A 24,441-nucleotide genomic window follows, 5' to 3' on the forward strand; every position below is an offset into this window, starting at 1 on the left:
ATCTTTAATTACTTTTTCTTCTCTAATTCGTCGCTTCCCGGTAAGTCAAACTTCTTAGTTAATTTAGAAATCTGATTCAGATTAATATCTCCCGTAAAAGAAACGACAACCGTTTGTAGGCTTCGCTTTTTCCCATTGATATTAATATCTGCATCATTCATTACAGCGTCCAATCCGTTTACGAACATTAACAGCTCTGCAACATGGTCTTCATCTTTACCTTCCTTAACGAAGAACTTTACGATCATTCCGTTATCCTTTACTTCCATCAATTCTTCTAAAACATTAGATCTTGATTTCACCCATTTAGAGACATCAGCAGCTATTGCCTTATCATCGGTTGCTAACGTTTTAAAACTGGTAATACTATTTACCATTTGCATAAACTCTTTAGCTTCGGCATCATCTGAATTAATGTCCATTTTGGCTAACATCTGGAACATTTTAGGTTTAATAGACACGTAAGTTACGTTACTATCATCGCTATATCTCGAAAATATATCGTTTTGCGCTAAAGCGGTTAATGGCATTAAAATAACTGCTAAAGCAAATAAAATTATTGAATTTTTCATAGTGTTTAATTTTATGATTGACGGGGTGTTTTTTATAGTTTTCATATGTTTTTTATTTTTAATTGTTAAATACTCTTCTTAAAGGGTGATTAAATTCTTTTAAATAATCGACTTGTATTCCTGCTGTGTTTATAGCCTCTAGATAGCCTACTTTTTCGGTGCCTTTATTAAATTGTTTAGACACAAAGTGCAACGACTCTTTTACTTGTTGGTAAGCGAGTGCTTTCTCAGTTTCGGTATAGTCGTCGGTCTCATTTAAAAATGAATTAAAGAAAAACCCAAACATTAAAACGCCTACCGCTGCTACAGATAACCATTTATAGTGTATAACACTTTTAGTTTTTAATGGCACTTGCTTGGTAAATTGTTCTTTGCTGCTCTTAGAAAAATAGGCAAACATTGGTCTATACATTTCCAAATGCGGCGCTACAGTTTCTTGAGAAAAATAGTCTTTTAACTGCTGCTCTTCTTGTAATGTGGTTTCCCCATTATCGTACTTTTCTAATAGTTGTTCTATATTATTTAATACCATAATTATGTGTACTAGTTAATTGTTCTCTAATTGTTTTTCTGGCTCTAGATAAATTCACGCGTATGGCGGTTTCATTCATATCCAGCATTTTTGCAATCTCTTTAAACTCGTATTGCTCGATATCTCGAAGTTGGACAATCAGTTTTTGTTGCTCGGGTAACGTATTCATTATTTTTCCAACCCACTCTAAACTGTCACTAACTTCCAGTTGTTTTTGCAAGGCTACTTGCGTGTCTTCGTAATTATTATGAACTATTTTTAAATTTTGAGCGTGTTTCGATTTCAATTTATCATAACAAAAATTCTTTGTCATCGTCATCGAAAACGCTTCAACATTGTTATAGTTTTTTATAGTTTTTTTATTCTTCCACAGCTTCATTAAAATTTCTTGTGTGGCATCTTCAGCTTCTTCTGTCGACACCAGTAATCGTTTTGCTAAACGAAACACTTTGTCTTTAAAAGGCGTCACAATAGTTAAAAAATCTGACTGTGTCATTATATTACTTTGGTTGGTGGTTTGGTTTATAGCACTTTTTATCGCTCTATAGTATTACGACGATTGGTTTTCGGTTTTGTTACAATTTGTTTTTAATCCCGATAAAAGTAAGTACATTTAAACTGAAAAAGAAAACTATTATAATGAAACCCCTCTCAAGAATCTTACTCTATTTAGCAGTACCCATTGCATTAACCAGTTGTTTTGAAGATTTAGACGACCAACCTATTGCTAACGTCGATATTAACGATTTCGTATACAAAGCAATGGATGTCTATTATCTCTATAAAGAAGATGTTCCTGTTTTAGTTGAAGACAAAGTGTCGAGTGCAGATTACAACAATTATTTATCGCAATATTCGCGGCCACAAGAATTGTTTGAAAGTTTAATTTACAACCGTACTACTATTGACCGTTTTAGTTGGATAACCGACGATTATTTAGCATTAGAACAACAATTTAGCGGTATCACTACAACCACTGGAATGGAATTTGGCTTAGTGCGTTATGCTTCAGGTTCTAATGATATCTATGGTTACGTGCGTTATATTTTACCCAATACCAGTGCCGAAAGTGCTGGATTACAGCGTGGCGATTTGTTTTATGCCGTAAACGGAACACCATTAACGGTCTCCAATTATAGACGTTTATTAGGTCAATATTCGTTTACGTTGAATTTAGCCGAATACAACGATAACACCACCACAACTCCAGATGATGATACTATTGATCCTACAATAAATACAATCGATTTAAATACCGTATCCTACACTGAAAACCCCGTTTTTAAAACAGATGTCTTGCAAGTGGAAGGTGAAAACGTGGGGTACTTAATGTACAATGGTTTCGTCGCTAATTTTAATGATGCTTTAAGTGCTGCTTTTGGCGTGTTTAAAGGGAATGCAGTGCAGCATCTGGTTGTCGATCTGCGGTATAACCCTGGTGGCTCGGTAACTTCTGCTGCACTTTTAGGGAGCCTTATTACGGGAGACTTTAATGGTGATATTTTCTCTAAACTACAGTACAATTATCAATTACAAAGTAATAACACAAGTTATAATTTTACGTCTCAAGGCAATAGTTTAAATCTTAATACAGTCTATGTGTTAACCTCTAAAAGCTCTGCTTCAGCAAGCGAAATGGTGATTAATAGTTTAAAACCTTATATAACCGTAGTGCAGGTGGGGGCTATTACAACTGGGAAATCTCAAGCTTCAATAACATTATACGATTCTCCAGATTTTGGTCGTATCAACGCCGATCCTAGACATACGTATGCGTTACAACCATTAGTGGCAACAACGGTCAATGTTTTAGATGAAGGGGTGCCATCAACTGGATTAGTTCCTTTAGTAGAATATGACGAGCAACTAAATAACTTAGGCATTCTAGGAACTGAAACCGAACCCCTTTTAGCTGAAGCTTTAAACCATATTTCAAATACTAACAGAACCGCCAATACAACGGAAGGTAAATCGTTTGAAGCCGTTGGAGACAGTAATGATTTAATGCCTTTTTCGAAAGAAATGTACATCGATTAACACTACAAACACGATATGCCTAAACATAAAACTTATTGCAATTGGAGCAGCGGAAAAGATGCTGCGCTCGCTTTACATTATACGCTTAAAGAGAACAAATACGATGTTACAGAACTAGTGACCTCTGTGAACTCGCATTTTCAACGCGTTACAATGCACGGCTTGCCTATAAATTTACTAAAAGCACAAACGGAGGCTATTGGCATAAAAGGCACGACTATAGAGTTGCCCGAAAACCCATCAATGGATCAATACAACCAAATTATGAAACGCACCACCACGCGTTTACAAAACGAAGGATATACCCATAGTTTGTTTGGCGATATATTTTTGGAAGATTTAAAACAGTATCGCGAAACAGAATTAGAAAAAGTAGGATTAACTGGCGTATTCCCTTTGTGGAAAAAAGATACCAAAACAGTAATTAATACGTTTTTAGACTTAGGCTTTAAAGCCGTTGTTATTTGCGCGAGCGCTAAATATTTCGATGAAGATTTTGTAGGTAAAACACTAACTAAAGACCTTATAGCAGGCCTACCAAGCGATGTAGATCCTTGTGGTGAAAATGGTGAATTCCATACCTTTTGTTATGATGGGCCCATTTTTAAATCGCCCGTTAAGTTTACTATTGGAGAAAAAACCTATCGAGAATACGATGCACCCAATGCCGAAGGAGAGAAAACCGGCTTTTGGTTTTGTGATTTAACTTCATAAAAAAAAGCAGCAACTATTATTAGTTACTGCTTTTTTTTAAAAAATATTTTTCTAATTTCTTAGTTGAAGTAAATTTTAGATGCTCCTCTTCCGGCGCTAAAAGAATGTGTTTCAGTGGCTGTAGATAAATCGTAAACTAAAATTTCACTTTGTGCTGTAAAACTGGCATCGGCTACAAATAATCTATTGTCTTTAACAGCCATTCCGTAAGTGTAACTTGTAGTCAAATCTAAAATAGAATTTGTTGGTAAACTAGTATCACTATCTGCCATACTATAAATTTTATTACTTGATGTTTGGAAGTATAATGTACCGTTACTGTAATCCATTAAATTTGGATGAACACCATCAGCAAAATCAAAACTAGAAATAACCGAGTGGTTTGTTGTGTTAATTTTTGTGATTGAACCAGCAGTTTCATTTCCTGTCCAAGCTTCCTTCCCTCCACATAACACCACTAATTCACCGGCAGTATTAACAATCATCTCATCTGGATTATCATTAACTGTAATCGTTTCAACAACATTAGAAATAGCATTTACTATCGAAATAATATTATTCGAACCATATCCTCCTTTATGAGAAACGAATAATTTATCTCCGTTTGCTAAAATTCTCTCTGGCCCTTCGACTACAGGAATAGTTGTTTCAACAGCATTGGTAGTTAAGTTAATTACGGCGATGAAATCATCTGTCGCATCATTAGGGTCTCCCCAATTAGAAACATAACCTTTACCATTTAAAAACGAAATATATCTTGGTAACTCAAGTCCCGTTGTGATTGTTCCAATTTTTTCAAACGTATTACGGTTTACAATAGTAATTGTATTATTCGAATCTGTTACAATATAAGCTAAATCATTATTGAACCCGATAGATTGTAAATAAACGCCTAAATCTTCATTATTTACATTAAAATAAATCGAATTTTCACTAACTGATAAATCTTCAGAAATAAAAGAAATTGATGAAGGCCCACCTTCAGAACTTACTAAAATACCATTCTCGTATGCACCTAATGGCGCTACTTCTTCATAAATAGTATCATCATCATCATCGCTAGAACACGAAAAGGTTAAAAGCAAAAGAGCAAATAGAGGTAAAAAAATGTTTTTCATTGTGTTTAATTTTAGAATTTATAATTTAATTGAATATTGAAATTTCTATTAGGCATTGGTCTGAATGCAATATTTTGATATGCTTTATCGAAAAGATTATTTACTCTTCCTCCCAAACTTAGCTGACGATTTGAGTTCTTTAAAACAGCGAAATCGAAACCAATGTTGGAAACATCGTAAGCTTTTAAAGAGAAAAAACGACCTTTTAAATTATCTTCTGATGTAAAGACTTCACCATTAAAAACGTGTTGAAAGAATAGTGATATCCGTTTATAGTTATAGGCTACCGAGATATTTGCTTTATGAAACGGCACATAAATAAGCTGTTTTTTTGTTGTTGCATCTTCAGAAACAGTATAAGAATAATGACTATTTATTTTAAAATAATGAGAATTAAAATGAAAATGAGAATGTAATTCTACTTCCGCTCCATAACTATTAGATTCCGCAATATTTACGGGCGACCAGATACCAACCTTATTAGGCTTCCATACTATCAAATCTTTGGTAGTTATATAATAGCCGTTTACTTTTAATTGGCCGAAACCCAAATCTAATTGCTGACCGAAATCGACTTGATATGACGATTCTGGAATGAGGTCTAAATTTCCACCTGGCTGCCAGTACAAATCGTTAAACGTTGGCACACGATAATTTCTAGAACCATTAAGCTGTAATTTATAATTATTAGTTACTGCATACTCAGTATCTACTGAAAACACTAAAGGATTATTAAATGTAGAAGTAAAATCTTTTCTCAGGTTTACGCCATAACTAAAAGCCTTCGTCACCTTATGATTTAATAATGCTGTTGCCGAAACATTAAATCTACTAGGTGAACCAAAACTGGTACCTTCAGCTTCGTATTTGGTATAATCGATACTTGTTTTAAGTTTGATTTTTTCAGAAAAACGAAAATTAAAAGTCGGTTTTACTATAAACGTATTTACTTTTCCGAAAGAATAGTTAACCGTTGATTGTGTACCAAAATATTTAAAATTTTCTTGCAAATGGGCAACTTTAACTTGATAATTAAACATTTTCGCTAAGTGCGACCATTCTAATAACGTACGGTAATTTTTATCTTCATATCGGCTTTGCCCTGGTGTTGCTATCGTTCCCGAGAAATCGCGATCACTTCTAAAACTCTGTTGATACAGCTTCAACACATCGTTATCTAAAATAAAATATCCCAGATTAAAATTGAAGTCTAAATTATTAAACGCGCCATTTACATTCTTTTTGGAAGTGTCTAGATACTCGTAATCATTTTCAGAATCAACATAAGCAACGCCCACCTTAGCCGACCAGCGATTACTTCCAAAAGAAGAAGACACACTTCCCTTTTTTGTATCGAAACTGCCGTAACCTGTACGTATATGCGTATCAAAATGAGATTTAAAATTAAGCGTATTATTCAGGTGAATACTTCCGCCAATCGCACCGCTTCCATATTGCACACTTCCGCCACCGCTTCGAATAGCAATATCATCGTAATTAGTAGTATTAATAGTATTAAAATCGGTTTGGCCGTTAAGTTGAGAATTAATAGGAATCCCATTCCAAATAACCGCTGTTTGAGAAGCGTTTGTTCCTCTAAATGACGGTGAAGACACCATTCCATAACCGTTTTCCTTAAAATAAAGATTAGAATTAAATGCGAGCACCCCCGTTAATGAGTTCGCATTTGTTCGTAAAATAGAATCATTTAAAACTTCAATTTTGAAACCTGGAGCATAGTGTTTTAGTTTACTATCACTCAACACCACTTCATCCAATGTTTGGATAGAATCGATTGGTGTTTGAGCGATACCGCTTACACACACACTTAAAAATAAGAATAGACAAATTATATTTTTCATAAATCTTGAAGACTTTTCTCCCGAAAGTCGTTTTAGATGTTAAAAAATGGCAGGTCTCCTGGCTTTCGTCTTAACTATTTGTCTTCCCAGAAAAAATATCCAGTGACTTGAAGTGTAATAGTAAGCATTCACAAACGTGAACAAAGAGTACAGTTGCGGGAACAGCTTCCGAATTTAACGGAATTCCCTTTTAATCGATACATAAAGTTCAAAACTGCTTTGATACTTTTCTATACCGAACCAAAATTCGATGCAAAAGTAAACATTTTAGTTTATGTTATTGCAAAAGATTAATTAATATTACTTTTGGAGCATTAAAACTAAAGCTTTGAAAACATTCTTATTATTTTTATTTGTTAGCCTTTCATTATGGTCTTGCAAAAATGAAACAAAAAAAAACACTGTACTTCCTAAAACACAAAGTACGACGGTTCCGTTATCTTATGCCGAAGGGTTTGCAATTACTAAATATGGTAACCACTCGGTTCTAGAGATAAAAAGTCCGTGGCCGACTGCTAAAAACAGTTTTAATTATGTTTTAATTTCCAAAGAAGAAGCAGCTAAAACCACGTTTTTAAAAGACCAATACGACGGTATAATTATTACACCCATAAAAAATGTAGTCGTAACATCTACAACGCATATCCCCGCTTTAGAGCTTTTAAATGTTGAAGAAACACTTATTGGGTTTCCGGGCACCGATTATATTTCGTCTAAAAAAACACGCGCAAGAATCGCTGCCAATAAAGTCCGTGAGTTAGGTAAAACTGAAGGTTTAAATACCGAAGTCGTTTTAGATATTAATCCTGATGTGGTCGTTGCATTTGGAGTAGATGGTAAAAACAAATCCTTAGAAACCATAAAAAAAGCTAATATTCCTGTTATCTATAATGGGGATTGGGTAGAAAAATCGCCTTTAGGAAAAGCAGAATGGATTAAGTTTTTTGGCGTTTTATACAATAAAGAAAGGCAAGCCGATTCAATCTTTAATCGTATTGAAACCGATTATAACGCAGCGAAAAAACTAGCCTTAAACACAAGTAAACAACCAAGTGTTTTAAGTGGCGCTTTGCATAAAGACACATGGTATTTACCTAATGGTCAAAGTACCGAGGCACAGTTTTTAAAAGATGCCAACACCAATTATTTATGGAGTGAGACTAGAGGCACAGGAAGTTTATCGCTAAATTTTGAAGTGGTTTACGACACCGCAAAAAACGCAGATATTTGGTTAAGTCCGTCGTATTACACAAGCAAAGAAGCCTTAGAAAAAGCCAATGCGCATTACAGTAATTTTGATGCTTTTAAAAATAATAAAATATACACGTTCGCTAACACAACGGGGAAAACTGGTGGTGTCACTTATTACGAATTAGGTACAGCACGCCCAGATTTGGTTTTAAAAGACATTATTAAAATCTGCCATCCGGGAGTATTGCCAAACTACACACCTTACTTTTTTAAACTTTTAAAGTAATTTTGAATCCGCAAAAAACATATACCGTCACTTTTCTTATATTATTACTTCTCGTCGTACTTTTATTTCTCGTCAATGTAAGTTTAGGCTCGGTTTCTATTCCTTTTAGCGACATTTTTAACAGCTTTTTTGCAGACGCTTCACAATACACCAACAAAGAATACATTATTCAAAATTACAGATTACCAAAAGCTTTAACCGCCATTTTGGTAGGCTCAGGACTCGGTATTTCTGGATTGTTAATGCAAACCCTATTTCGGAATCCGTTAGCGGGGCCGTTTGTTTTAGGAATAACTTCGGGCGCTAGTTTAGGGGTTGCTCTAGTTATTATGGGTTCGTCGGTAATTGGTGGTGTGTTTACCGCAGTATTAATCTCTAAATGGAGCTTAGTTATTGCCGCCAGCTTGGGTAGTTTTATAGTACTGCTTACCGTATTAATCGTCTCGTCGAAAGTGCGCGATACAATGGCTATTCTTATTATTGGTTTAATGTTTGGCAGTATCACTTCGGCAATTGTAAGCGTGTTATCGTATTTTAGTTCGGCCGAAGAATTACAACAATATATTTTCTGGGGCTTTGGTAGTTTAGGCGATCTACAATGGAACGAATTGGCCGTCTTTGCATCTATTTATGCCATTGGTCTCTTGTTTAGCATCGCTTCTATAAAAGCATTAAATACTTTATTATTGGGAGAAAATTACGCTAAAAGTTTAGGGTTAGATATTAAAAAAAGCCGACTAATCATAATCATAGCCACAAGTTTATTAGCAGGAACTATTACTGCTTTTGCTGGTCCGATTGCCTTTATTGGTTTGGCTATTCCGCATATTACACGCTTAGTTTTTAATACGGCAAACCATAAAATATTAATTCCTGCCGTCTTTTTATTTGGGGCTATAATTATGCTTATTTGCGATAGTATTGCTCAGTTACCAACCTCTGATTATACTTTACCTATTAATGCTATAACGTCGTTAATTGGAGCACCCGTTGTTATTTGGCTGTTAATTAGAAAACGTAAAATGGTCTTTTAATATGAAAAACAACAATCAAAACACGATTCTTAAAACGGAAGACTTAAGCATAGGGTATCGTTCTAAAAAAACCGAAACTAGTATCGCCTCTGGCATTAATTTAACCCTAAACAAAGGCGAACTTATAGGCTTGGTTGGTGGTAATGGTATTGGTAAATCGACCTTGTTGCGTACGTTAACAAACGTACAACCCGCATTAAAAGGAAGCGTTTTATTGCACGGAAAAACTATAGAAAGCTACGATAATTTAACTTTAGCTAAAGTATTAAGTATTGTACTAACCGAAACAATAGCGTCTAAAAACTTATCGGTTTTTGAGCTGATTGCTTTAGGACGACAACCCTATACCAATTGGGTGGGAACACTTACAACGGCCGATGCAAATGCAATAAATGCGGCTATTTCTCAAACAAATTTAGAGTCTTTAAAGCATAAAAAATGCTACGAATTAAGCGACGGACAACTCCAAAAAGTAATGATTGCGCGGGCACTCGCTCAAGATACCGATCTTATTATTCTCGACGAACCCACCACGCATTTAGATATGTACCATAAAGCCTATATTTTAAAGTGGCTTAAAAAATTAGTCGAGCAAACAGGAAAGACGATTCTGTTTTCTTCTCACGAAATCGATTTAGCGATTCAATTATGCGACCGACTCATTGTAATGAAAACAGATAGCATTGTTTGCGATGCCCCTTGTAATTTAATATCGCAAGGTGTTTTTAATAATTTATTCCCCGACGATTTAATCGTTTTTGATACGGCTACAGGAAGCTTTAAAGTAAAGAAATAATAACAATTGTTATTTATAAATGGTAGACTTCATTTTAAATAATATATTTGATTAAATTCAGTTTTATATATGAACGCTACCATTATTCTTATCCTCGCCATTTTTATTTCGGCTGCTATTGGCGGTTATTTAGGTCTGCTTTTTTCTCGCTTAAAAAGTAGAGGTGAAAAAAGTACGTTGGAAGAACGCAACACGAATCTAAGCGCGCAATTACTAGAATATAAGCAAACTTCTGAAGCTGAAGTACAAAAACAAGAGCTTCAATTTAATCAGCAACTTATAGACTTAAAAGAAACGCTTTCCAAGATTGAAAGTGACCGCGAAGATATTCGTAGAAAAAAAGAGTTTTTACAGACGGAACTTACCCGAAAATCTTCAGAATACGATAATTTAAAACAACATAGCCAAACGCGAGAGCACGAAATAGAACTCCGACAAGAGCAATTGCGAAAGGATTTTGAATTGCTAGCGACGAAAATTCTGGACGAGAAATCGGAGAAATTCACACTTCAGAATAAAGAAAATATTAAAAATATATTGAATCCGTTACACGAACGCATTCAAGTCTTTGAGAAAAAAGTAGACGATACGCAAAAGGAGAGTATTAGTATGCACAGCGCTTTAAAAGAGCAATTATTGGGTTTAAAAGACCTAAATGTACAAATGACTAAGGAAACCACCAACCTAACGCGCGCTTTAAAAGGCGATAGTAAAATGCAAGGTAATTGGGGCGAATTAGTGTTAGAACGCGTGCTTGAAAAATCGGGATTAGAGAAAGATAGAGAATATTTTGTGCAGCAAAGTTTTACACTCGCCGATGGCTCTCGCGTATTGCCAGATGTTGTACTACATTTACCAGACGGCAAACGTATGATTATTGATAGCAAAGTATCGTTAACCGATTACGAGCGTTTTGTTAATGCAGAAGACGACGATCGTGCGCCATATTTAAAAGCACATATTAATTCGATAAAACGCCACGTCGAACAACTTTCAGATAAAAATTACCAAGATTTATACGATATCGAATCTCCAGATTTTGTGTTGTTATTTATTCCTATAGAACCTGCTTTCGCTATTGCTATTAATGAAGACAACTCGCTATATAACAAAGCTTTCGAGCGTAATATTGTAATTGTAACGCCATCGACATTATTAGCAACGTTACGTACTATCGATACCATGTGGAACAACGAAAAGCAACAACAAAATGCCATTGAAATAGCGCGACAGGCAGGCGCATTGTACGATAAATTTGATGGTTTAGTAAAAGATTTAACAGGTGTTGGTAAAAAAATTGATGATGCAAAAAAAGACTATTCTGCCGCTATGAATAAACTGGTCGATGGGCGTGGAAACCTAATAACGAGCGTCGAGAAACTTAAAATAATGGGAGCGAAAGCTAAAAAATCACTACCCGAAAAACTAATAAAGCGTGCTAAAAATGACGAGGACGAATAGTTTTTAAATTGAAAAATATTACTATAATAAGATAATTGAAGACCTATATGATGAAAAGCACTTTTAGAACAGTAGATGCCTCGCGCATTAGTATTTCGGAATTGATGTTACCATCACACTCCAATTTTAGCGGAAAAATACACGGAGGCCATATTCTTCGTTTATTAGACCAGATTGCCTTTGCTTGTGCTTCTAAACACTCTAAAATGTACTGTGTTACAGCGTCTGTAGATACAGTGAATTTTTTGGCCCCCATAGAGGTTGGCGAATTAGTAACGATGAAAGCGTCTGTGAATTTTGTTGGTAATACGTCGATGGTTGTTGGTATTCGCGTAGAAGCAGAAAACATTCAGACGGGTGTAACCAAACATTGTAACTCGTCTTATTTTACAATGGTTGCTAAAGACGACCACGGAAAATCGGTGAAAGTGCCCGGTTTAATTTTAAATGATAAAAAGGAAGTAAAACGATTTTTAAATGCCGTAATACGGAATAAAACAAAACAACAACGTACGATAGAATTTGATCATCAAGATTTTTCTTTAGACGATTATATTCCCGATTTAGAAGGGTATAAAGTTCAAATAGAATTGCCTAACGAGTAATAAAAAAGCCTTCACAACAAAATGTGAAGGCTTTTCTACTTAAAATAATGTGTTAATTTTTAACAGCGCACTTAGTTAATTACCCGGCATTGTTTATAACAGTTAGCCGAATGAAATACACGCCACTCTTCCATATTACCACTCCATTTGTAGAATTTAGTATGGCTAAACGCTGCGCATAAATACATTTTCCTTAAACATCAAACACTTCGAAAAGCACTCCGTTTTTATTTATACTGGACACATCAACATATAGAAGAATACTCTCAGGATTAGGAGTCATTGAAAAAGAGGATGGTGTTTTAAATTGAGGTGTACGCAACGTTCGTTCCTTCAGTAACAACAGTAATTGTTCCAGACCTATTCGCTGCACCCTGAACACCCCATAATAATGGCTGGTAACTAAAATTATAAAGGTTCTTAAAAATGTAAATCCGTGTGCACCACAACATCTTCGTTAAAGACTTCACATTTGTTTTTACAGATCACTTTCTAATGAAGTGAATGGTTTAGGCGCGTCCAAATCTTAATATAACAGATTCTCTTGTTTCTATAATTAAATTTGGATCGAGCCATTACCAGAAAACTGAATTTAATTGAATGTCTCGGTTTATGAGCTACCACTAAATCAGAACACTAACATAAATACAAATAGTAGCATTTTAGTCATAAAAAAAAAGTTAAGGGATTCTCTTTAATCTACAATTTTTAATAATACCAAAATGTTAATTAAAACAAAAAACCTCTAATATATAGAGGGTTTTTGTTAAAAATTTAAGAATAATTTATTTTATTTGCTTAAATACATTTGTCGTCGTGCATATAAGTTATAGAATTCATCGTCTTTTAGATCATCTATAAATAAGATACTTTCTCCAGTACTTTTCATCTCTGGTCCTAATTGCTTATTTACATTATGGAACTTATCAAAAGAAAACACGGGTTGTTTAATAGCATATCCTTTTAATTGCGGATTGAAATTAAAATCGGTTACTTTTTTCTCACCCAGCATAACTTTCGTGGCGTAATTTACATACGGCTCACCATACGCTTTAGCAATAAAAGGCACAGTTCTAGAGGCTCTTGGGTTCGCTTCAATAATATATACTATATCGTCTTTAATGGCAAACTGAATGTTTATTAAACCTACCGTGTTTAATGCTAAGGCAATTTTCTTTGTGTGGTCTTTAATTTGCTGCATCACTAAATTACCTAAATTAAACGGCGGTAATGTTGCGTTACTATCTCCAGAGTGTATTCCACAAGGTTCAATATGTTCCATTATACCTATTATGTACACGTTTTCTCCATCGCAAATCGCATCGGCTTCCGCTTCAATAGCACCATCCAAATAATGATCTAAAAGCAATTTGTTACCAGGAATACTTCTTAGTAAATCAACGACGTGTTTTTCTAACTCGGCTTTATTAATCACAATTTTCATTCCCTGACCTCCTAAAACATAAGAGGGTCTCACTAATATTGGGAAATCTAATTTATCTGATACTGCTAAGGCTTGCTCCGCCGTTTCAGCGATATCAAATTCTGGATAAGGGATATTATTTTCTTGTAACAATTTAGAAAAACTTCCTCTGTCTTCAGCTAAATCTAGAGATTCGTAAGTAGTTCCTATTATTTTAATGCCGTAGCGATCTAATTTTTCTGCTAATTTTAAAGCAGTTTGGCCACCTAATTGCACAATAACACCTTCCGGTTTTTCGTGCTTAATAATGTCGTAAATATGCTCCCAAAACACAGGTTCGAAGTATAATTTATCGGCGGTATCAAAATCGGTAGATACCGTTTCGGGGTTACAGTTAATCATTATGGTTTCGTAACCACATTCTGCGGCAGCTAAAACACCGTGCACACAGCAGTAATCGAACTCGATACCTTGACCAATTCTATTTGGCCCAGAACCTAAAACAATAATTTTTTTCTTGTCTGAAACAACACTTTCATTATCTGCGTAACGCTCGCCATTTGCCAATTCCACATCGTTTTCGAAGGTAGAATAATAATAAGGTGTTTTCGCTTTAAACTCGGCAGCACACGTATCGACTAACTTGTACACACGGTTAACGCCTAATTCTTCACGTTTACTATACACTTCACTCTCTAAGCATCCTAACATGTGCGCGATTTGACGGTCGCCATATCCTTTTTGCTTCGCTTCCAGCAATAAATCTTTTTGTATAGAATTAATTTTATACGTTGAAATCTCTTTCTCTAATTTATAAAGATCTTCGTATTGTTTTAAGAACCACATATCAATTTTCGTGATTTCGTGGATACGACTTAACGGAATTCCCATTTGTATGGCGTCGTAAATAACGAATACGCGATCCCAGCTGGCGTACGTTAATTTTTCTATTATTTGATCGTAGTTTGTATATCCTTTTCCATCGGCACCTAAACCGTTACGTTTAATTTCGAGAGACTGTGTGGCTTTGTGCAAGGCTTCTTGAAACGAACGGCCTATACCCATTACTTCTCCAACAGATTTCATTTGAAGTCCTAACGTACGGTCTGATCCTTCAAATTTATCAAAGTTCCAACGTGGTATTTTTACGATAACGTAATCTAAAGTCGGTTCAAATAACGCTGAAGTTGATTTAGTAATTTGATTTTCTAATTCATCTAGATGATAGCCAATCGCTAATTTTGCAGCAATTTTTGCAATAGGATATCCTGAAGCTTTACTTGCTAACGCCGAAGAACGCGACACACGAGGATTAATCTCGATAGCGATAATATCTTCTTTTTCGTCTGGGCTAACGGCAAATTGCACATTACAACCGCCGGCGAAATCTCCAATACTACGCATCATATGTATAGCCATGTCACGCATTCTTTGATACGTTTTATCACTTAAGGTCATTGCAGGAGCAACCGTAATAGAGTCTCCAGTATGAATTCCCATCGGGTCCATATTTTCGATAGTACAAATGATAACGACGTTATCGTTAGCATCGCGAAGTAATTCTAATTCATATTCCTTCCAACCCATTAACGCTTTATCGATCATCACCTCGTGGATTGGAGAAATTTCTAATCCGCGCGTTAATAAATCGTCAAAATCTTCTTCTTTGTATACAATTGAAGCGCCAGCTCCACCCAAAGTAAAAGAGGCTCTAATCACTAAAGGAAAACCAAATTTTTGAGCGATTTCTTTACCTTGCAAGTACGATTTTGCTGTTGCTTGAGGCGCCATTGGCACTCCAATTTTAAGCATTAACTCTCTAAACTTTTCACGGTCTTCGGTAATATTTATTGCATCTATATCGACCCCTATAATTTCGACGCCAAAGTCATTCCAGATTCCTTTTTCATCTGCTTCAATACATAGATTTAATGCTGTTTGACCACCCATTGTTGGTAACACAGCATCAATTTGCGGATGTTCTTTTAAAATCTTAACTAAAGATTTCGTTGTTAGCGGTAACAAGTAGACGTGATCTGCCATAGACGGATCGGTCATAATTGTTGCTGGATTAGAGTTTATTAAAACGGTTTCAATTCCGTCTTCTCTCAAGGATCTTAAAGCCTGAGTTCCAGAATAATCGAACTCACAAGCTTGACCAATTACGATGGGTCCTGATCCAATAATAAGGATTGATTTTAATTTTGAATTTTTAGGCATTGCATTGTTTTATTGTGTGGCAAAAATAATAAAAATTAGATACAAAAAAAGGCGTTACACCTAAGTAACGCCTTAATATATTAACAATTGTTAATCATTATTTTTTATGTCTAGTTTCAGATGAAACAGATATTTTCTTTCTTCCTTTTGCTCTTCTACGAGCTAATACTTTTCTACCATTAGCAGAAGCCATTCTTTCTCTGAAACCGTGCTTGTTTCTTCTCTTTCTTTTTGATGGCTGAAACGTTCTTTTACTCATTTTATAATATCTTTAAAGTCTGAAATGTAATTTATTTTATGTGTCCTAGTATTTCTCCAAAACTGATCGCAAATATACAACGACTTTTTAATTTCGCAAACCTTATTTAAAATTATTTTTCAATAGATCTGTTTTCCTTTCTTTTTAAAATAAAAAAACCTTGAAATACAGTACAAAGTAATGAGATTTAGATTTTCTTTAGCTTCATTTTTAGATAAAAATTAGTTTCTTTGCACCTTGACGATATTTTTAAAGCAAATCAAGCTTATAAAAGCGCTCAACTTTATATAAAACACATAAATATGTACAATAAAAATTTAAAATTAGTAATCGCAGCACTAATTATTGCTGCCGCTGTATGGCAATTCATACAGGGAGGCATAGGAAATGGAATTATGCTTATTTTAATCTCTCTGATATTTATATTCTTATATTTTAAAAATGAGTTTATTTTAATAGCCTTTTTAAAATTAAGAAAACAAGATTTTAAAAGTGCTAAAAATTGGTTGGATAAAATTAAAACACCAGAAACCGCCTTAACCTCAAAACAACAAGGATATTATAATTACCTAAACGGTATAATGGTCTCTCAAACCGATATGAATGCGGCCGAACGTTACTTTAAAAAAGCCATTGTTTTAGGTTTATCTATGGATCAAGATATGGCGATGGCTAAATTAAATTTAGCAGGTATTGCTTTTTCAAAACGCAGAAAACATGAAGCGACGATACTTATTAACGAAGCTCAGAAATTAGATAAGCAGGGGATGCTTAAAGACCAAATAAAGGAGATGAAAGAGAATATGAAGAAAGCGCAAATGCCAAACCAACATTACGGTGGTGGTCGCCAGCAGCGCAGAGCAACGAGAAGATAAAAACAAAAACGCCTTAATTAAGGCGTTTTTTTATGTCTAATATTAAGTGCTTAACTCTATAATAGTGGTGCCCATAATTTACAAATAGATTCTTTTATTTTTTCTGTTTTAGAGCGCTTGCTCCATTCTTTAGGATTCATTAGTCTAGCTGATTCTAAATCGTTTAAAAAGATCGCTTTAAGGTCTTTACTCACTTTTTCGTTGTAAATAACAGCATTAATTTCAAAGTTAATATTAAAGCTTCTATAGTCCATATTGGTCGTGCCAATAGTGCAAAATATATCGTCTACTACTATTGTTTTTGCGTGAATAAATCCTTTTTCATAACGGTATACTTTTATATCAGCATCAAACAAACTACCTAAATACGAATTTGTAGCGTACTTTGCCGTAAACGAATCGGATTGGTCTGGTATTAGTAGTCTAACATCGATACCGCTTCTAGAAGCCACTTGTAAGGCTGTTATTATTTGTTGATTTGGAATAAAATAAGGAGTGGTTAAATAAATATATTTATCTGCGGTGGTTATGGCCGAAAAAATAACTTCCATTATATTAGCCCAATCAGTATCTGGACCGCTTGCCGCTATTTGTACCGCAACATTACTTTTACACGGCTTATTAGGAAAAAAGCTTTCCGAAATTTTTAAATCACTACCGGAAACAAAATTCCAATTAATTAGAAATTGCACTTGTAACGTAACGATAGATTCCCCTTCTAATCTTAAATGCGTATCTCTCCAATACGTATCGTTATTTGCATAATTTACATAAGCATCAGAAATATTAATACCGCCAAGGTAGCCAATAACGCCATCTATAACCACTATTTTACGATGGTTTCTGTAATTCATTCGCCCTGTAAACTGAGGAAAGAGCACCGGCATAAACGAATAAAACTCAACGCCGCTATCTCTAAGTTTAGATTTCATTTTTCGCGTAATACTGCTTCCAACGTCATCTATACTTAATCGTACTTTTACACCACTTTTCGCTTTATCGCAAAGAAGGTTTAAAATTTTAGATCCTATTTTATCATCTCTAACGATATAATATTCAATATGAATATGGTATTCAGCGGCTTTTAAATCGTCTATTAGGCGTTTAAATTTATTTTCACCATTAAGTAAAATATCGACTGTATTACGTTTTGTTAACGGCGCTTTATCGCTCTTTTGAAGTAGTTTTACTAGCTTTATTTTGTCCTCTAAAAGACTGTGTTCTAGAGCATCTAATTCTGATTTTGATTGCTCCAAACTGTCGTTTAACTGCTTAACGACCTTTTGATTTAAAATATTTTTTCTATTAAATATTTTATTCTTTCTATATTCTTGTCCGAATAGATAATAAACCAATAGGCCTAAAAAAGGAAAAAACACTAAAACTATAATATAGGATAGTGTTTTTGTTGGGTTTACATTTCTAAATAAGAGAGCTATTACTGCCGAGATGGCGAGCAAATAGTTAATTATTATTAAAACGTACCAAATATTGTCTTGTAGAAAACTGAGTATCAAGGCTTATTAATGTAATATCCTTCTCTCGGGATGTCTAAATAATATAGTTTATTAGATCTATTATTTAAATTGCTCTCTCTTAACCAAGGATTATGAATTTTTAATAGTTTATAATTTAAACCTAAATCTTTCGAAAATTGAGCAAAATCGGAGACAACCGTGTCCACTTTCACCTTGTAAGTGGGTACGGCGCTGTATAAATCTTTTGGTCTAAAGTTAAACCCGTACGTATCTGGATGCGATAAAATTTCTTTAAGAGCAACAATTCTAAAGATGTAACGCCCCGTTTCTTCTCCCAACAATAAATCGTAATATCCCTCTACTTTTTGCTCCTCTAAGCGTCTTGAAATACCATAATTACCAGCATTGTAAGCTGCCGCCGCAAGGGTCCAAGATCCTAAACGTTCTTTAGAGTCTATTAAATATTTACAAGCCACCTCGGTCGCTTTTTCAAGATGGTAGCGTTCATCGACATTATCATTAACTTCTAGTCCGTTTTCTTTTGCTGTAGCCGCCATAATTTGCCAAAAACCACTTGCTCCCGCAGGAGAACGCGCATTTGTTAAGCCGCTTTCTATCACTGCCAGATATTTAAAATCTTCTGGAATTCCGTTTTTCTTAAGTATAGGCTCAATAATAGGAAAATACTTTTTAGCACGCTTAAACATTAACAGTCCATTAGATTGCCAATACGTATTCACCAACAATTCGCGATCAATGCGTTCTAAAATATCTGGATTGTGCAACGGTAAAGCTTCACCGGCAAAATCTAGTTTTTCCGGCACCTGAAGTGCATATACATTATATTCGTTTTTTATTTTCTTTTCTATAAACTCATCGGTAGGCGCTTCCTTAAATGCATTAATTGAAACTGCACCTACAGCCAACAACCCCACTACCATTAATCCTTTTTGCACGTATTTCATCTTCATATAGTTTTGCATAAATTTAAAACAAATATTTTAACTGTCATTATATTTAACCTAATATTAGCTTAGGTAAATTTTCGTTAAACCATTTGTACTTGTTAAGTATCATTATGTGTGTGCCGCCTTTAACAGTAATACAATCCCCTAAATAATGGTGGGGAAATACGAGATCCGAATCGCCGTGAATATGAATAACTTCGGGTAACGGTTCCTCTTGATCCCAACAAACCATTTGCTCAATCGCCCAATCTAGATATTTTTTATCGGTTACAGACAAGTATTTCTTATACAACTCCACACGTTTTGTAACAGTCTCCCCAAAGGCAAATTTCGCTAAAAGATCGACATTAGCCAGCAATTGAGTGGGCAATAATTTATAGGCTTTTGTAGCTCTTAAGACTTTTAATCGCCTTGGCATTTCTTGTTTTGTTTTAACACTAGAGACCACAAAAAGTTTACGTAATTTAATGTGCTTACTCATTTCTTGAACTAAAACACCTCCAAAAGACACGCCCAATAACACACTGTTTTCGTGTTTAATATCTTTAATGATACGTAATGCGTAGTCTTTTAATGTTTCGTTATCCAACGGAGTAATCCAATGCAATTTATGTAGCTGAAATTGGTCTAAAGGTAATGATAGGTTATCAAATATTGAAGGATTGGCGGCCATTCCTGGCATTAAATAGATATGGATTAAATCGTGATTCATAAGGTTTTAACAATATAGACTAACTAATGATGATAATTATGCGTAAATTTGGGATATAAATTTATAAAATAGTGCGCACTATTTTTGAATCTCTACTCACAAAAACCCATAATTATGTTAGATGCTGATGAACTCGTTGATAATGAATTTCAACGTCAATTTGAATTAACTATTGATGGCCATTTTGCGAAAATTGAATACTCTTTACAAGAACGTAAAATTTTCTTAACGAAATTAATTATTCCAGAAGGGATTACTAATGAAAACTTTCAGGATGATTTTTTAAGACTCGTTTTCGAGAGCATTAAAGACCGCAATTTAAGCATAGTACCAACAAACCCCGAAATCGCAAAATTTGTAAGGCGAAACAGAGAATACAAAAGCCTGCTTCCGGTAGGTTTAAGAATTTAAACAAAAAAAGTCAAGCGCAATGCTTGACTTTTTTGTTTATACCAAATCTTTAGCAAATTCAAGTCGCACTAAACCGTCGTCGTCAATATGTGTTAATTCTACAGTATGTAACGTATTAACTAATTCTGGGTTCCAATGCGCTTTTACTTTTACATAGTTTTCTGTAAAACCGCGAATATATCCTTCTTTATTTTCACTTTCAAAAAGCACTTGTCGTGTCGTGTTTAACTGACTCTCGTAAAACGAGCGACGTAATTTAGCACTCAAGCCACGAAGCATTTTACTGCGCTTAGCGCGTACCTTTTTAGGCACAACACCTTCCATATCGGCAGCAACAGTATTATCTCTTTCAGAGTATGTAAAAACGTGTAAATAGGAAATATCAAGTGTATTTAGGAAGTTGTACGTTTCTAAAAACAGTGCGTCTGTTTCGCCTGGAAAACCAACAATAACATCCACCCCGATACACGCGTGAGGCATTACCTCTTTTATTTTATTAACGCGATCTTCATATAATTCCGACATATAACGACGGCGCATCAATTTTAAGATTTCATTACTTCCGCTTTGCAACGGAATATGAAAATGCGGCACGAACGTTCTACTTTTTGAAACAAAATCTATAGTTTCATTTTTTAGTAAATTAGGCTCGATAGAAGAAATACGTAGCCGCTCGATACCTTCAACAGTATCTAAAGCTTCTACCAACTCGAAAAACGTATGTTCGTGTTTCTTGTTACCAAATTCACCTTTACCGTAATCACCAATATTGACGCCGGTTAAAACGATTTCCTTTATATTTCTTTCAGAAATTTCTTTCGCATTCTTCAATACATTCTGTAAATCATCACTTCTAGAAATTCCTCGGGCTAAAGGAATGGTACAATAGGTGCACTTATAATCGCAACCATCTTGCACCTTTAAAAAAGCACGTGTTCTATCGCCAATCGAATAACTACCAACATAGAAATCGGCGTCTTCGATTTCGCAAGAATGAATTTCGCCAAAATCATTTTTAGATAAATCGTTTAAATAATCAGTAATTTTAAACTTCTCGGTTGCGCCAAGCACCAAATCTACACCATTAACATCGGCTAATTCTTGCGGTTTTAATTGCGCATAGCAACCTACAGCTACAACAAAAGCATCGGCATTTTTTTTCTGTGCTTGTTTTACAATAGTCTTAAAACGTTTATCGGCATTTTCTGTAACCGAACACGTATTTATGACATAAATATCGGCCGCTTCGGCAAAATCTACACGATCGAATCCTTCCTCCTCAAAACGTCTTGCAATTGTAGATGTTTCAGAAAAGTTAAGTTTGCATCCTAAAGTGTAAAAAGCGACTTTCTTCTTGCTCGACATATGTATAGTGATTCTAAATTTTCGTGCAAATTTAGCAAAAAAAAAAGAGTGTAACTATTGCTACACTCTTTAATTCTATATTTTGTCCCGTCCTGAAATAGCGATACACTAAAACAATAGTGTAATGAAACGCATAGAAAACACCGGGCACGTAAAGCGGACCCAAAAAAATTACTCACTTTCTTTTAAACTACAAATTGTTCAAGAAGTTGAACAAGGACTTCTTACAAAAAGTTAAGCACAGACCAAATATGGCATTCAAAGTGACTCTATTGTAACTAAATGGTTAAGAAAATAGGGTAATTTTGATTGGGCAAATCAAACACCCGTTACTATGTCTAAAATACCTGAACAAAGAATACTTGAGCTAGAAGCAAAAGTTAAGCTGTTAGAAAAACAAAAAGCTAGAGCGGAACATTTAGCAGAACGAGCAGACAAAAAGGTTATTATTTTTGATATGTTGGTTGATATGGCTGAAAGAGAGTATGATATTCAAAATAAGAAAAAATTACACACCCAAGTTATCGATCAATACCGAGAGCAAACCAAAGAAACAATAGTTTCTACTTGCGGATTACTTGGGGTAAATAGACAGGTGTATTACCGAACTAAAAAATCAAAACTGCGTAAGCAAAATTTAGCACAACAAGTCATCGATTTGGTTCGTGTATTAAGAATGAAGATGCCACGTTTAGGTAAAATAAAACTATATTATTTGTTAGAAGAGGATTTAAAAAAAATAAAAATAGGAAGAGATAAGCTCTTTAGAATACTTCAAGCCAATCATTTATTAATTATTCCAAGAGAATCATATCATATTACAACAGACTCACACCATAGATTTAGAAAACATAAAAACAAAGTTTGTAATCTAAAGATTAATAAACCAGAACAAGTTTGGATTAGTGATATTACTTATGTTCGAAGGCGAGAAAACCCAAGTTATTTAGCGTTAATTACGGATGCTTATTCCAAGAAAATTGTAGAGGTTTAACGTGTCCAATAGTTTATCTGTTGAAGGTTCTTTACAAGCATTAGGTATAGCTATAAAAAACAGATGCTATAAGAATTCATCATTCAGATAGAGGTTTACAATATTGCTCAAATGATTACCAAGAATTACTTGATCAAAATGGAATCAATACAAGTATGACAGAAAAATATGATCCTTACGAAAATGCAGTAGCAGAAAGAATCAATGGAATTTTAAAGCAAGAATTTAATATCGCTAAATATGAGGTAAACCTAAAAATAAAGAAACAAATCATTAATGAATCAATCAAAATTTATAACCAAGAAAGACCTCATTTATCAAATCATATGTTGACTCCAAATCAAATGCACAAACAATGTAAAATAGAAATGAAAACTTATAAATCAAAAAAGCTGAACAATGGAGTTATTGTTCAGCTTTAAATATTAAATTTAATCCTTTATCAATCTGTAGCGATTAGTCAGGACTAGACATTTTGAAAAGACTACTGTTTAACAATCTTTCTTGAAATTGAACCTAAATTTGATTCAATTTTTAATATGTAAATTCCAGAAGTTAAATCGGTAAGATCTAAAGTACTGTTATTTGATTGCTTATTAACTAGTTGCCCAGTTACAGAATATAATTCTGTAGTAAATTCTTTAATTGAATTAGGTAAGCTTAGACTAACTTTACTTGTTGTTGGGTTAGGTGAAATAGATAAGTCATTAATAGAAAATTCATCTACACTTAACGTACTAAAGTCTCTGACTTCCATTACCATATGCATCGTTCCAAAACCAATACTTGCTAACGTTGAAGGAGGTGTTATACCACAAGCAACAGAATAAATATAACCTGGGTTAGTTTCTCCGTTAGGATTACTTCCTATTTGGAAACCTGTAGTATTTGCGGGCATAGCACCATTAGATTCGTCTGGAGTTTCTACACCAAACACTAATTCTGGTGCTGATACATTGGCAGAAATTGCAACATCTACAATGGTTCCAGTGGCTGCATCTGTTAATGGTACAGTGACTCTTGAAATCTCTGTTAACGTTCCTGCTGGAAATGCGCCACCTGTATTACTATAAATAATTACGTCCACAGAAAAATTTGGTGAAGCGTTTGATACAGCTTCTACTGCAAAAGAGACTTCCTGCACGTTAAAAGTTGATGCATAAGATGTTAAATCGTAAACACGATAAAAAATATTATCTGACACAACACCATCACCAGAGCAGGCAACAGAATTCGCGGATACAATTGTATTATCTGTAGTTTGCGATAAAGTAACCTGTGCGTAAGATCCACAAAAGGCAAACAAAGTTAATAGAGCTAAAATGTAATTTTTTTTCATAATATTATTTTTAAGTTGTTAATAACAACGAATATAGAAAAATAAAAATCATTACGCAATAAAGTCTTTTAGATCTATCTATTCTAATTTAGATAAAAATTAATTAGATTTTATAAGATAGCGCTGTTACACCCCAAATGACTGTTTAAATCTCGAAGCGTAAATAAAATCGATACATTTGCTTAAAAC

At 34.4% G+C, this 24,441-nt stretch carries 23 protein-coding genes and 1 riboswitch; of the genes, 11 read left to right on the forward strand and 12 right to left on the reverse strand.

Annotated elements, in window-relative coordinates:
• Positions 1-8: 8 nt before the first annotated feature.
• The 3 genes from ES676_RS03700 to ES676_RS03710 are packed head-to-tail and all read right to left on the reverse strand — an operon-like array spanning position 9 to position 1,600.
• Positions 9-572 (reverse strand): DUF4252 domain-containing protein, encoded by a 564-nt coding sequence (locus ES676_RS03700; protein ID WP_148368698.1) that lies wholly within the window; start codon positions 570-572, stop codon positions 9-11.
• A 58-nt stretch (positions 573-630) separates the two neighbouring features.
• Positions 631-1,104 (reverse strand): hypothetical protein, encoded by a 474-nt coding sequence (locus ES676_RS03705; RefSeq protein ID WP_148368699.1) that lies wholly within the window; start codon positions 1,102-1,104, stop codon positions 631-633.
• The gene (locus ES676_RS03710) at positions 1,091-1,600 is read right to left on the reverse strand and encodes an RNA polymerase sigma factor (RefSeq protein WP_148368700.1); all 510 of its coding nucleotides are present in this window, start codon (positions 1,598-1,600) and stop codon (positions 1,091-1,093) included. Before ES676_RS03710 ends, ES676_RS03705 begins: the two co-directional genes overlap by 14 nt.
• Positions 1,601-1,743: 143 nt before the next feature.
• Between ES676_RS03710 and ES676_RS03715 the strand changes: the two genes are divergently transcribed.
• Together ES676_RS03715 and ES676_RS03720 are read left to right on the forward strand one after the other, a co-directional pair.
• Complete coding sequence (locus tag ES676_RS03715; RefSeq protein ID WP_148368701.1) at positions 1,744-3,141, forward strand: S41 family peptidase; 1,398 nt, start codon at positions 1,744-1,746, stop codon at positions 3,139-3,141.
• 15 nt (positions 3,142-3,156) lie between these two features.
• On the forward strand, positions 3,157-3,855 hold the full coding sequence (locus ES676_RS03720) for an adenine nucleotide alpha hydrolase (RefSeq protein ID WP_148368702.1): 699 nt from the start codon (positions 3,157-3,159) through the stop codon (positions 3,853-3,855).
• Positions 3,856-3,914: 59 nt separating this feature from the next.
• Here the strand turns inward: ES676_RS03720 and ES676_RS03725 are convergent, their stop codons facing one another.
• Together ES676_RS03725 and ES676_RS03730 are read right to left on the reverse strand one after the other, a co-directional pair.
• A complete protein-coding gene (locus tag ES676_RS03725; RefSeq protein WP_148368703.1) occupies positions 3,915-4,973 on the reverse strand; it encodes a YncE family protein in 1,059 nt (352 codons plus the stop codon).
• Positions 4,974-4,984: 11 nt separating this feature from the next.
• Positions 4,985-6,835, reverse strand: coding sequence for a TonB-dependent receptor plug domain-containing protein (locus tag ES676_RS03730; protein ID WP_148368704.1), 1,851 nt, complete (start codon positions 6,833-6,835; stop codon positions 4,985-4,987).
• A gap of 31 nt (positions 6,836-6,866) precedes the next feature.
• A riboswitch (cobalamin riboswitch) is annotated at positions 6,867-7,095 on the reverse strand.
• Between the two features lie 68 nt (positions 7,096-7,163).
• On the opposite strand from ES676_RS03730, the gene ES676_RS03735 reads away from it, so the two are divergent.
• The 5 genes from ES676_RS03735 to ES676_RS03755 all read left to right on the forward strand — a co-directional run bounded on the left by ES676_RS03735 (position 7,164) and on the right by ES676_RS03755 (position 12,208).
• Positions 7,164-8,312: an ABC transporter substrate-binding protein gene (locus ES676_RS03735; protein WP_148368705.1), complete on the forward strand. Its 1,149-nt coding sequence runs from the start codon at positions 7,164-7,166 to the stop codon at positions 8,310-8,312.
• A gap of 2 nt (positions 8,313-8,314) precedes the next feature.
• Positions 8,315-9,346, forward strand: a complete 1,032-nt coding sequence (locus ES676_RS03740) for a FecCD family ABC transporter permease (RefSeq protein ID WP_148368706.1) — start codon at positions 8,315-8,317, stop codon at positions 9,344-9,346.
• A gap of 1 nt (position 9,347) precedes the next feature.
• Positions 9,348-10,142, forward strand: coding sequence for an ABC transporter ATP-binding protein (locus ES676_RS03745; protein ID WP_148368707.1), 795 nt, complete (start codon positions 9,348-9,350; stop codon positions 10,140-10,142).
• Between the two features lie 69 nt (positions 10,143-10,211).
• Entirely contained in the window at positions 10,212-11,603 is a 1,392-nt protein-coding gene (gene rmuC, locus ES676_RS03750) for a DNA recombination protein RmuC (protein WP_148368708.1), read from the forward strand.
• A 50-nt stretch (positions 11,604-11,653) separates the two neighbouring features.
• The gene (locus tag ES676_RS03755) at positions 11,654-12,208 is read left to right on the forward strand and encodes an acyl-CoA thioesterase (protein WP_148368810.1); all 555 of its coding nucleotides are present in this window, start codon (positions 11,654-11,656) and stop codon (positions 12,206-12,208) included.
• A gap of 790 nt (positions 12,209-12,998) precedes the next feature.
• Here the strand turns inward: ES676_RS03755 and carB are convergent.
• Together carB and rpmH are read right to left on the reverse strand one after the other, a co-directional pair.
• The gene (gene carB, locus ES676_RS03760; protein ID WP_148368709.1) at positions 12,999-15,851 is read right to left on the reverse strand and encodes a carbamoyl-phosphate synthase large subunit; all 2,853 of its coding nucleotides are present in this window, start codon (positions 15,849-15,851) and stop codon (positions 12,999-13,001) included.
• A gap of 97 nt (positions 15,852-15,948) precedes the next feature.
• The gene (gene rpmH / locus ES676_RS03765; protein ID WP_092133229.1) at positions 15,949-16,110 is read right to left on the reverse strand and encodes a 50S ribosomal protein L34; all 162 of its coding nucleotides are present in this window, start codon (positions 16,108-16,110) and stop codon (positions 15,949-15,951) included.
• 302 nt (positions 16,111-16,412) lie between these two features.
• Between rpmH and ES676_RS03770 the strand changes: the two genes are divergently transcribed.
• Positions 16,413-16,985 carry a DUF2892 domain-containing protein gene (locus tag ES676_RS03770; protein ID WP_148368710.1) on the forward strand — a complete coding sequence of 191 codons (573 nt, stop codon included), beginning with the start codon at positions 16,413-16,415 and terminating at the stop codon, positions 16,983-16,985.
• Positions 16,986-17,041: 56 nt separating this feature from the next.
• Here ES676_RS03770 and cls read toward each other — a convergent pair whose 3' ends face one another.
• The 3 genes from cls to ES676_RS03785 are packed head-to-tail and all read right to left on the reverse strand — an operon-like array spanning position 17,042 to position 20,143.
• Positions 17,042-18,502 (reverse strand): cardiolipin synthase, encoded by a 1,461-nt coding sequence (gene cls, locus ES676_RS03775; protein ID WP_317130818.1) that lies wholly within the window; start codon positions 18,500-18,502, stop codon positions 17,042-17,044.
• The gene (locus ES676_RS03780; RefSeq protein ID WP_148368711.1) at positions 18,499-19,428 is read right to left on the reverse strand and encodes a lytic transglycosylase domain-containing protein; all 930 of its coding nucleotides are present in this window, start codon (positions 19,426-19,428) and stop codon (positions 18,499-18,501) included. Before ES676_RS03780 ends, cls begins: the two co-directional genes overlap by 4 nt.
• Positions 19,429-19,480: 52 nt before the next feature.
• A complete protein-coding gene (locus tag ES676_RS03785; protein WP_148368712.1) occupies positions 19,481-20,143 on the reverse strand; it encodes an alpha/beta hydrolase in 663 nt (220 codons plus the stop codon).
• A gap of 114 nt (positions 20,144-20,257) precedes the next feature.
• Here ES676_RS03785 and ES676_RS03790 point away from each other — a divergent pair, with 114 nt between their 5' ends.
• Complete coding sequence (locus ES676_RS03790) at positions 20,258-20,554, forward strand: GNAT family N-acetyltransferase (RefSeq protein WP_148368713.1); 297 nt, start codon at positions 20,258-20,260, stop codon at positions 20,552-20,554.
• A 36-nt stretch (positions 20,555-20,590) separates the two neighbouring features.
• Here ES676_RS03790 and mtaB read toward each other — a convergent pair whose 3' ends face one another.
• On the reverse strand, positions 20,591-21,919 hold the full coding sequence (mtaB, locus tag ES676_RS03795; RefSeq protein WP_148368714.1) for a tRNA (N(6)-L-threonylcarbamoyladenosine(37)-C(2))-methylthiotransferase MtaB: 1,329 nt from the start codon (positions 21,917-21,919) through the stop codon (positions 20,591-20,593).
• A gap of 334 nt (positions 21,920-22,253) precedes the next feature.
• On the opposite strand from mtaB, the gene ES676_RS14915 reads away from it, so the two are divergent.
• Together ES676_RS14915 and ES676_RS14920 are read left to right on the forward strand one after the other, a co-directional pair.
• Positions 22,254-22,913, forward strand: coding sequence for a hypothetical protein (locus ES676_RS14915; protein WP_215731633.1), 660 nt, complete (start codon positions 22,254-22,256; stop codon positions 22,911-22,913).
• Positions 22,914-23,056: 143 nt separating this feature from the next.
• Positions 23,057-23,335 carry an integrase core domain-containing protein gene (locus ES676_RS14920; RefSeq protein ID WP_262712301.1) on the forward strand — a complete coding sequence of 93 codons (279 nt, stop codon included), beginning with the start codon at positions 23,057-23,059 and terminating at the stop codon, positions 23,333-23,335.
• 62 nt (positions 23,336-23,397) lie between these two features.
• Here ES676_RS14920 and ES676_RS03805 read toward each other — a convergent pair whose 3' ends face one another.
• On the reverse strand, positions 23,398-24,252 hold the full coding sequence (locus ES676_RS03805; RefSeq protein ID WP_148368715.1) for a T9SS type A sorting domain-containing protein: 855 nt from the start codon (positions 24,250-24,252) through the stop codon (positions 23,398-23,400).
• Positions 24,253-24,441: the final 189 nt, after the last annotated feature.

Origin of the sequence: Bizionia saleffrena (genome assembly GCF_008086175.1) — a bacterium.
In the GTDB taxonomy this organism is placed as follows: Bacteria; Bacteroidota; Bacteroidia; order Flavobacteriales; family Flavobacteriaceae; genus Bizionia; species Bizionia saleffrena.

Bases quoted from the DNA above. Each gene is read 5' to 3' on its own strand.
- rpmH (WP_092133229.1), bottom strand. From the start codon at position 16,110: ATGAGTAAAAGAACGTTTCAGCCATCAAAAAGAAAGAGAAGAAACAAG.
- ES676_RS03715 (WP_148368701.1), top strand. From the start codon at position 1,744: ATGAAACCCCTCTCAAGAATCTTACTCTATTTAGCAGTACCCATTGCA.
- mtaB (WP_148368714.1), bottom strand. From the start codon at position 21,919: ATGTCGAGCAAGAAGAAAGTCGCTTTTTACACTTTAGGATGCAAACTT.
- ES676_RS03730 (WP_148368704.1), bottom strand. From the start codon at position 6,835: ATGAAAAATATAATTTGTCTATTCTTATTTTTAAGTGTGTGTGTAAGC.
- rmuC (WP_148368708.1), top strand. From the start codon at position 10,212: ATGAACGCTACCATTATTCTTATCCTCGCCATTTTTATTTCGGCTGCT.
- ES676_RS03770 (WP_148368710.1), top strand. From the start codon at position 16,413: ATGTACAATAAAAATTTAAAATTAGTAATCGCAGCACTAATTATTGCT.
- ES676_RS03720 (WP_148368702.1), top strand. From the start codon at position 3,157: ATGCCTAAACATAAAACTTATTGCAATTGGAGCAGCGGAAAAGATGCT.
- ES676_RS03745 (WP_148368707.1), top strand. From the start codon at position 9,348: ATGAAAAACAACAATCAAAACACGATTCTTAAAACGGAAGACTTAAGC.
- ES676_RS03725 (WP_148368703.1), bottom strand. From the start codon at position 4,973: ATGAAAAACATTTTTTTACCTCTATTTGCTCTTTTGCTTTTAACCTTT.
- ES676_RS03785 (WP_148368712.1), bottom strand. From the start codon at position 20,143: ATGAATCACGATTTAATCCATATCTATTTAATGCCAGGAATGGCCGCC.
- ES676_RS03705 (WP_148368699.1), bottom strand. From the start codon at position 1,104: ATGGTATTAAATAATATAGAACAACTATTAGAAAAGTACGATAATGGG.
- carB (WP_148368709.1), bottom strand. From the start codon at position 15,851: ATGCCTAAAAATTCAAAATTAAAATCAATCCTTATTATTGGATCAGGA.
- ES676_RS03805 (WP_148368715.1), bottom strand. From the start codon at position 24,252: ATGAAAAAAAATTACATTTTAGCTCTATTAACTTTGTTTGCCTTTTGT.
- ES676_RS03780 (WP_148368711.1), bottom strand. From the start codon at position 19,428: ATGAAATACGTGCAAAAAGGATTAATGGTAGTGGGGTTGTTGGCTGTA.
- ES676_RS03700 (WP_148368698.1), bottom strand. From the start codon at position 572: ATGAAAAATTCAATAATTTTATTTGCTTTAGCAGTTATTTTAATGCCA.
- ES676_RS03790 (WP_148368713.1), top strand. From the start codon at position 20,258: ATGTTAGATGCTGATGAACTCGTTGATAATGAATTTCAACGTCAATTT.
- ES676_RS03755 (WP_148368810.1), top strand. From the start codon at position 11,654: ATGAAAAGCACTTTTAGAACAGTAGATGCCTCGCGCATTAGTATTTCG.
- ES676_RS14915 (WP_215731633.1), top strand. From the start codon at position 22,254: ATGTCTAAAATACCTGAACAAAGAATACTTGAGCTAGAAGCAAAAGTT.
- ES676_RS03710 (WP_148368700.1), bottom strand. From the start codon at position 1,600: ATGACACAGTCAGATTTTTTAACTATTGTGACGCCTTTTAAAGACAAA.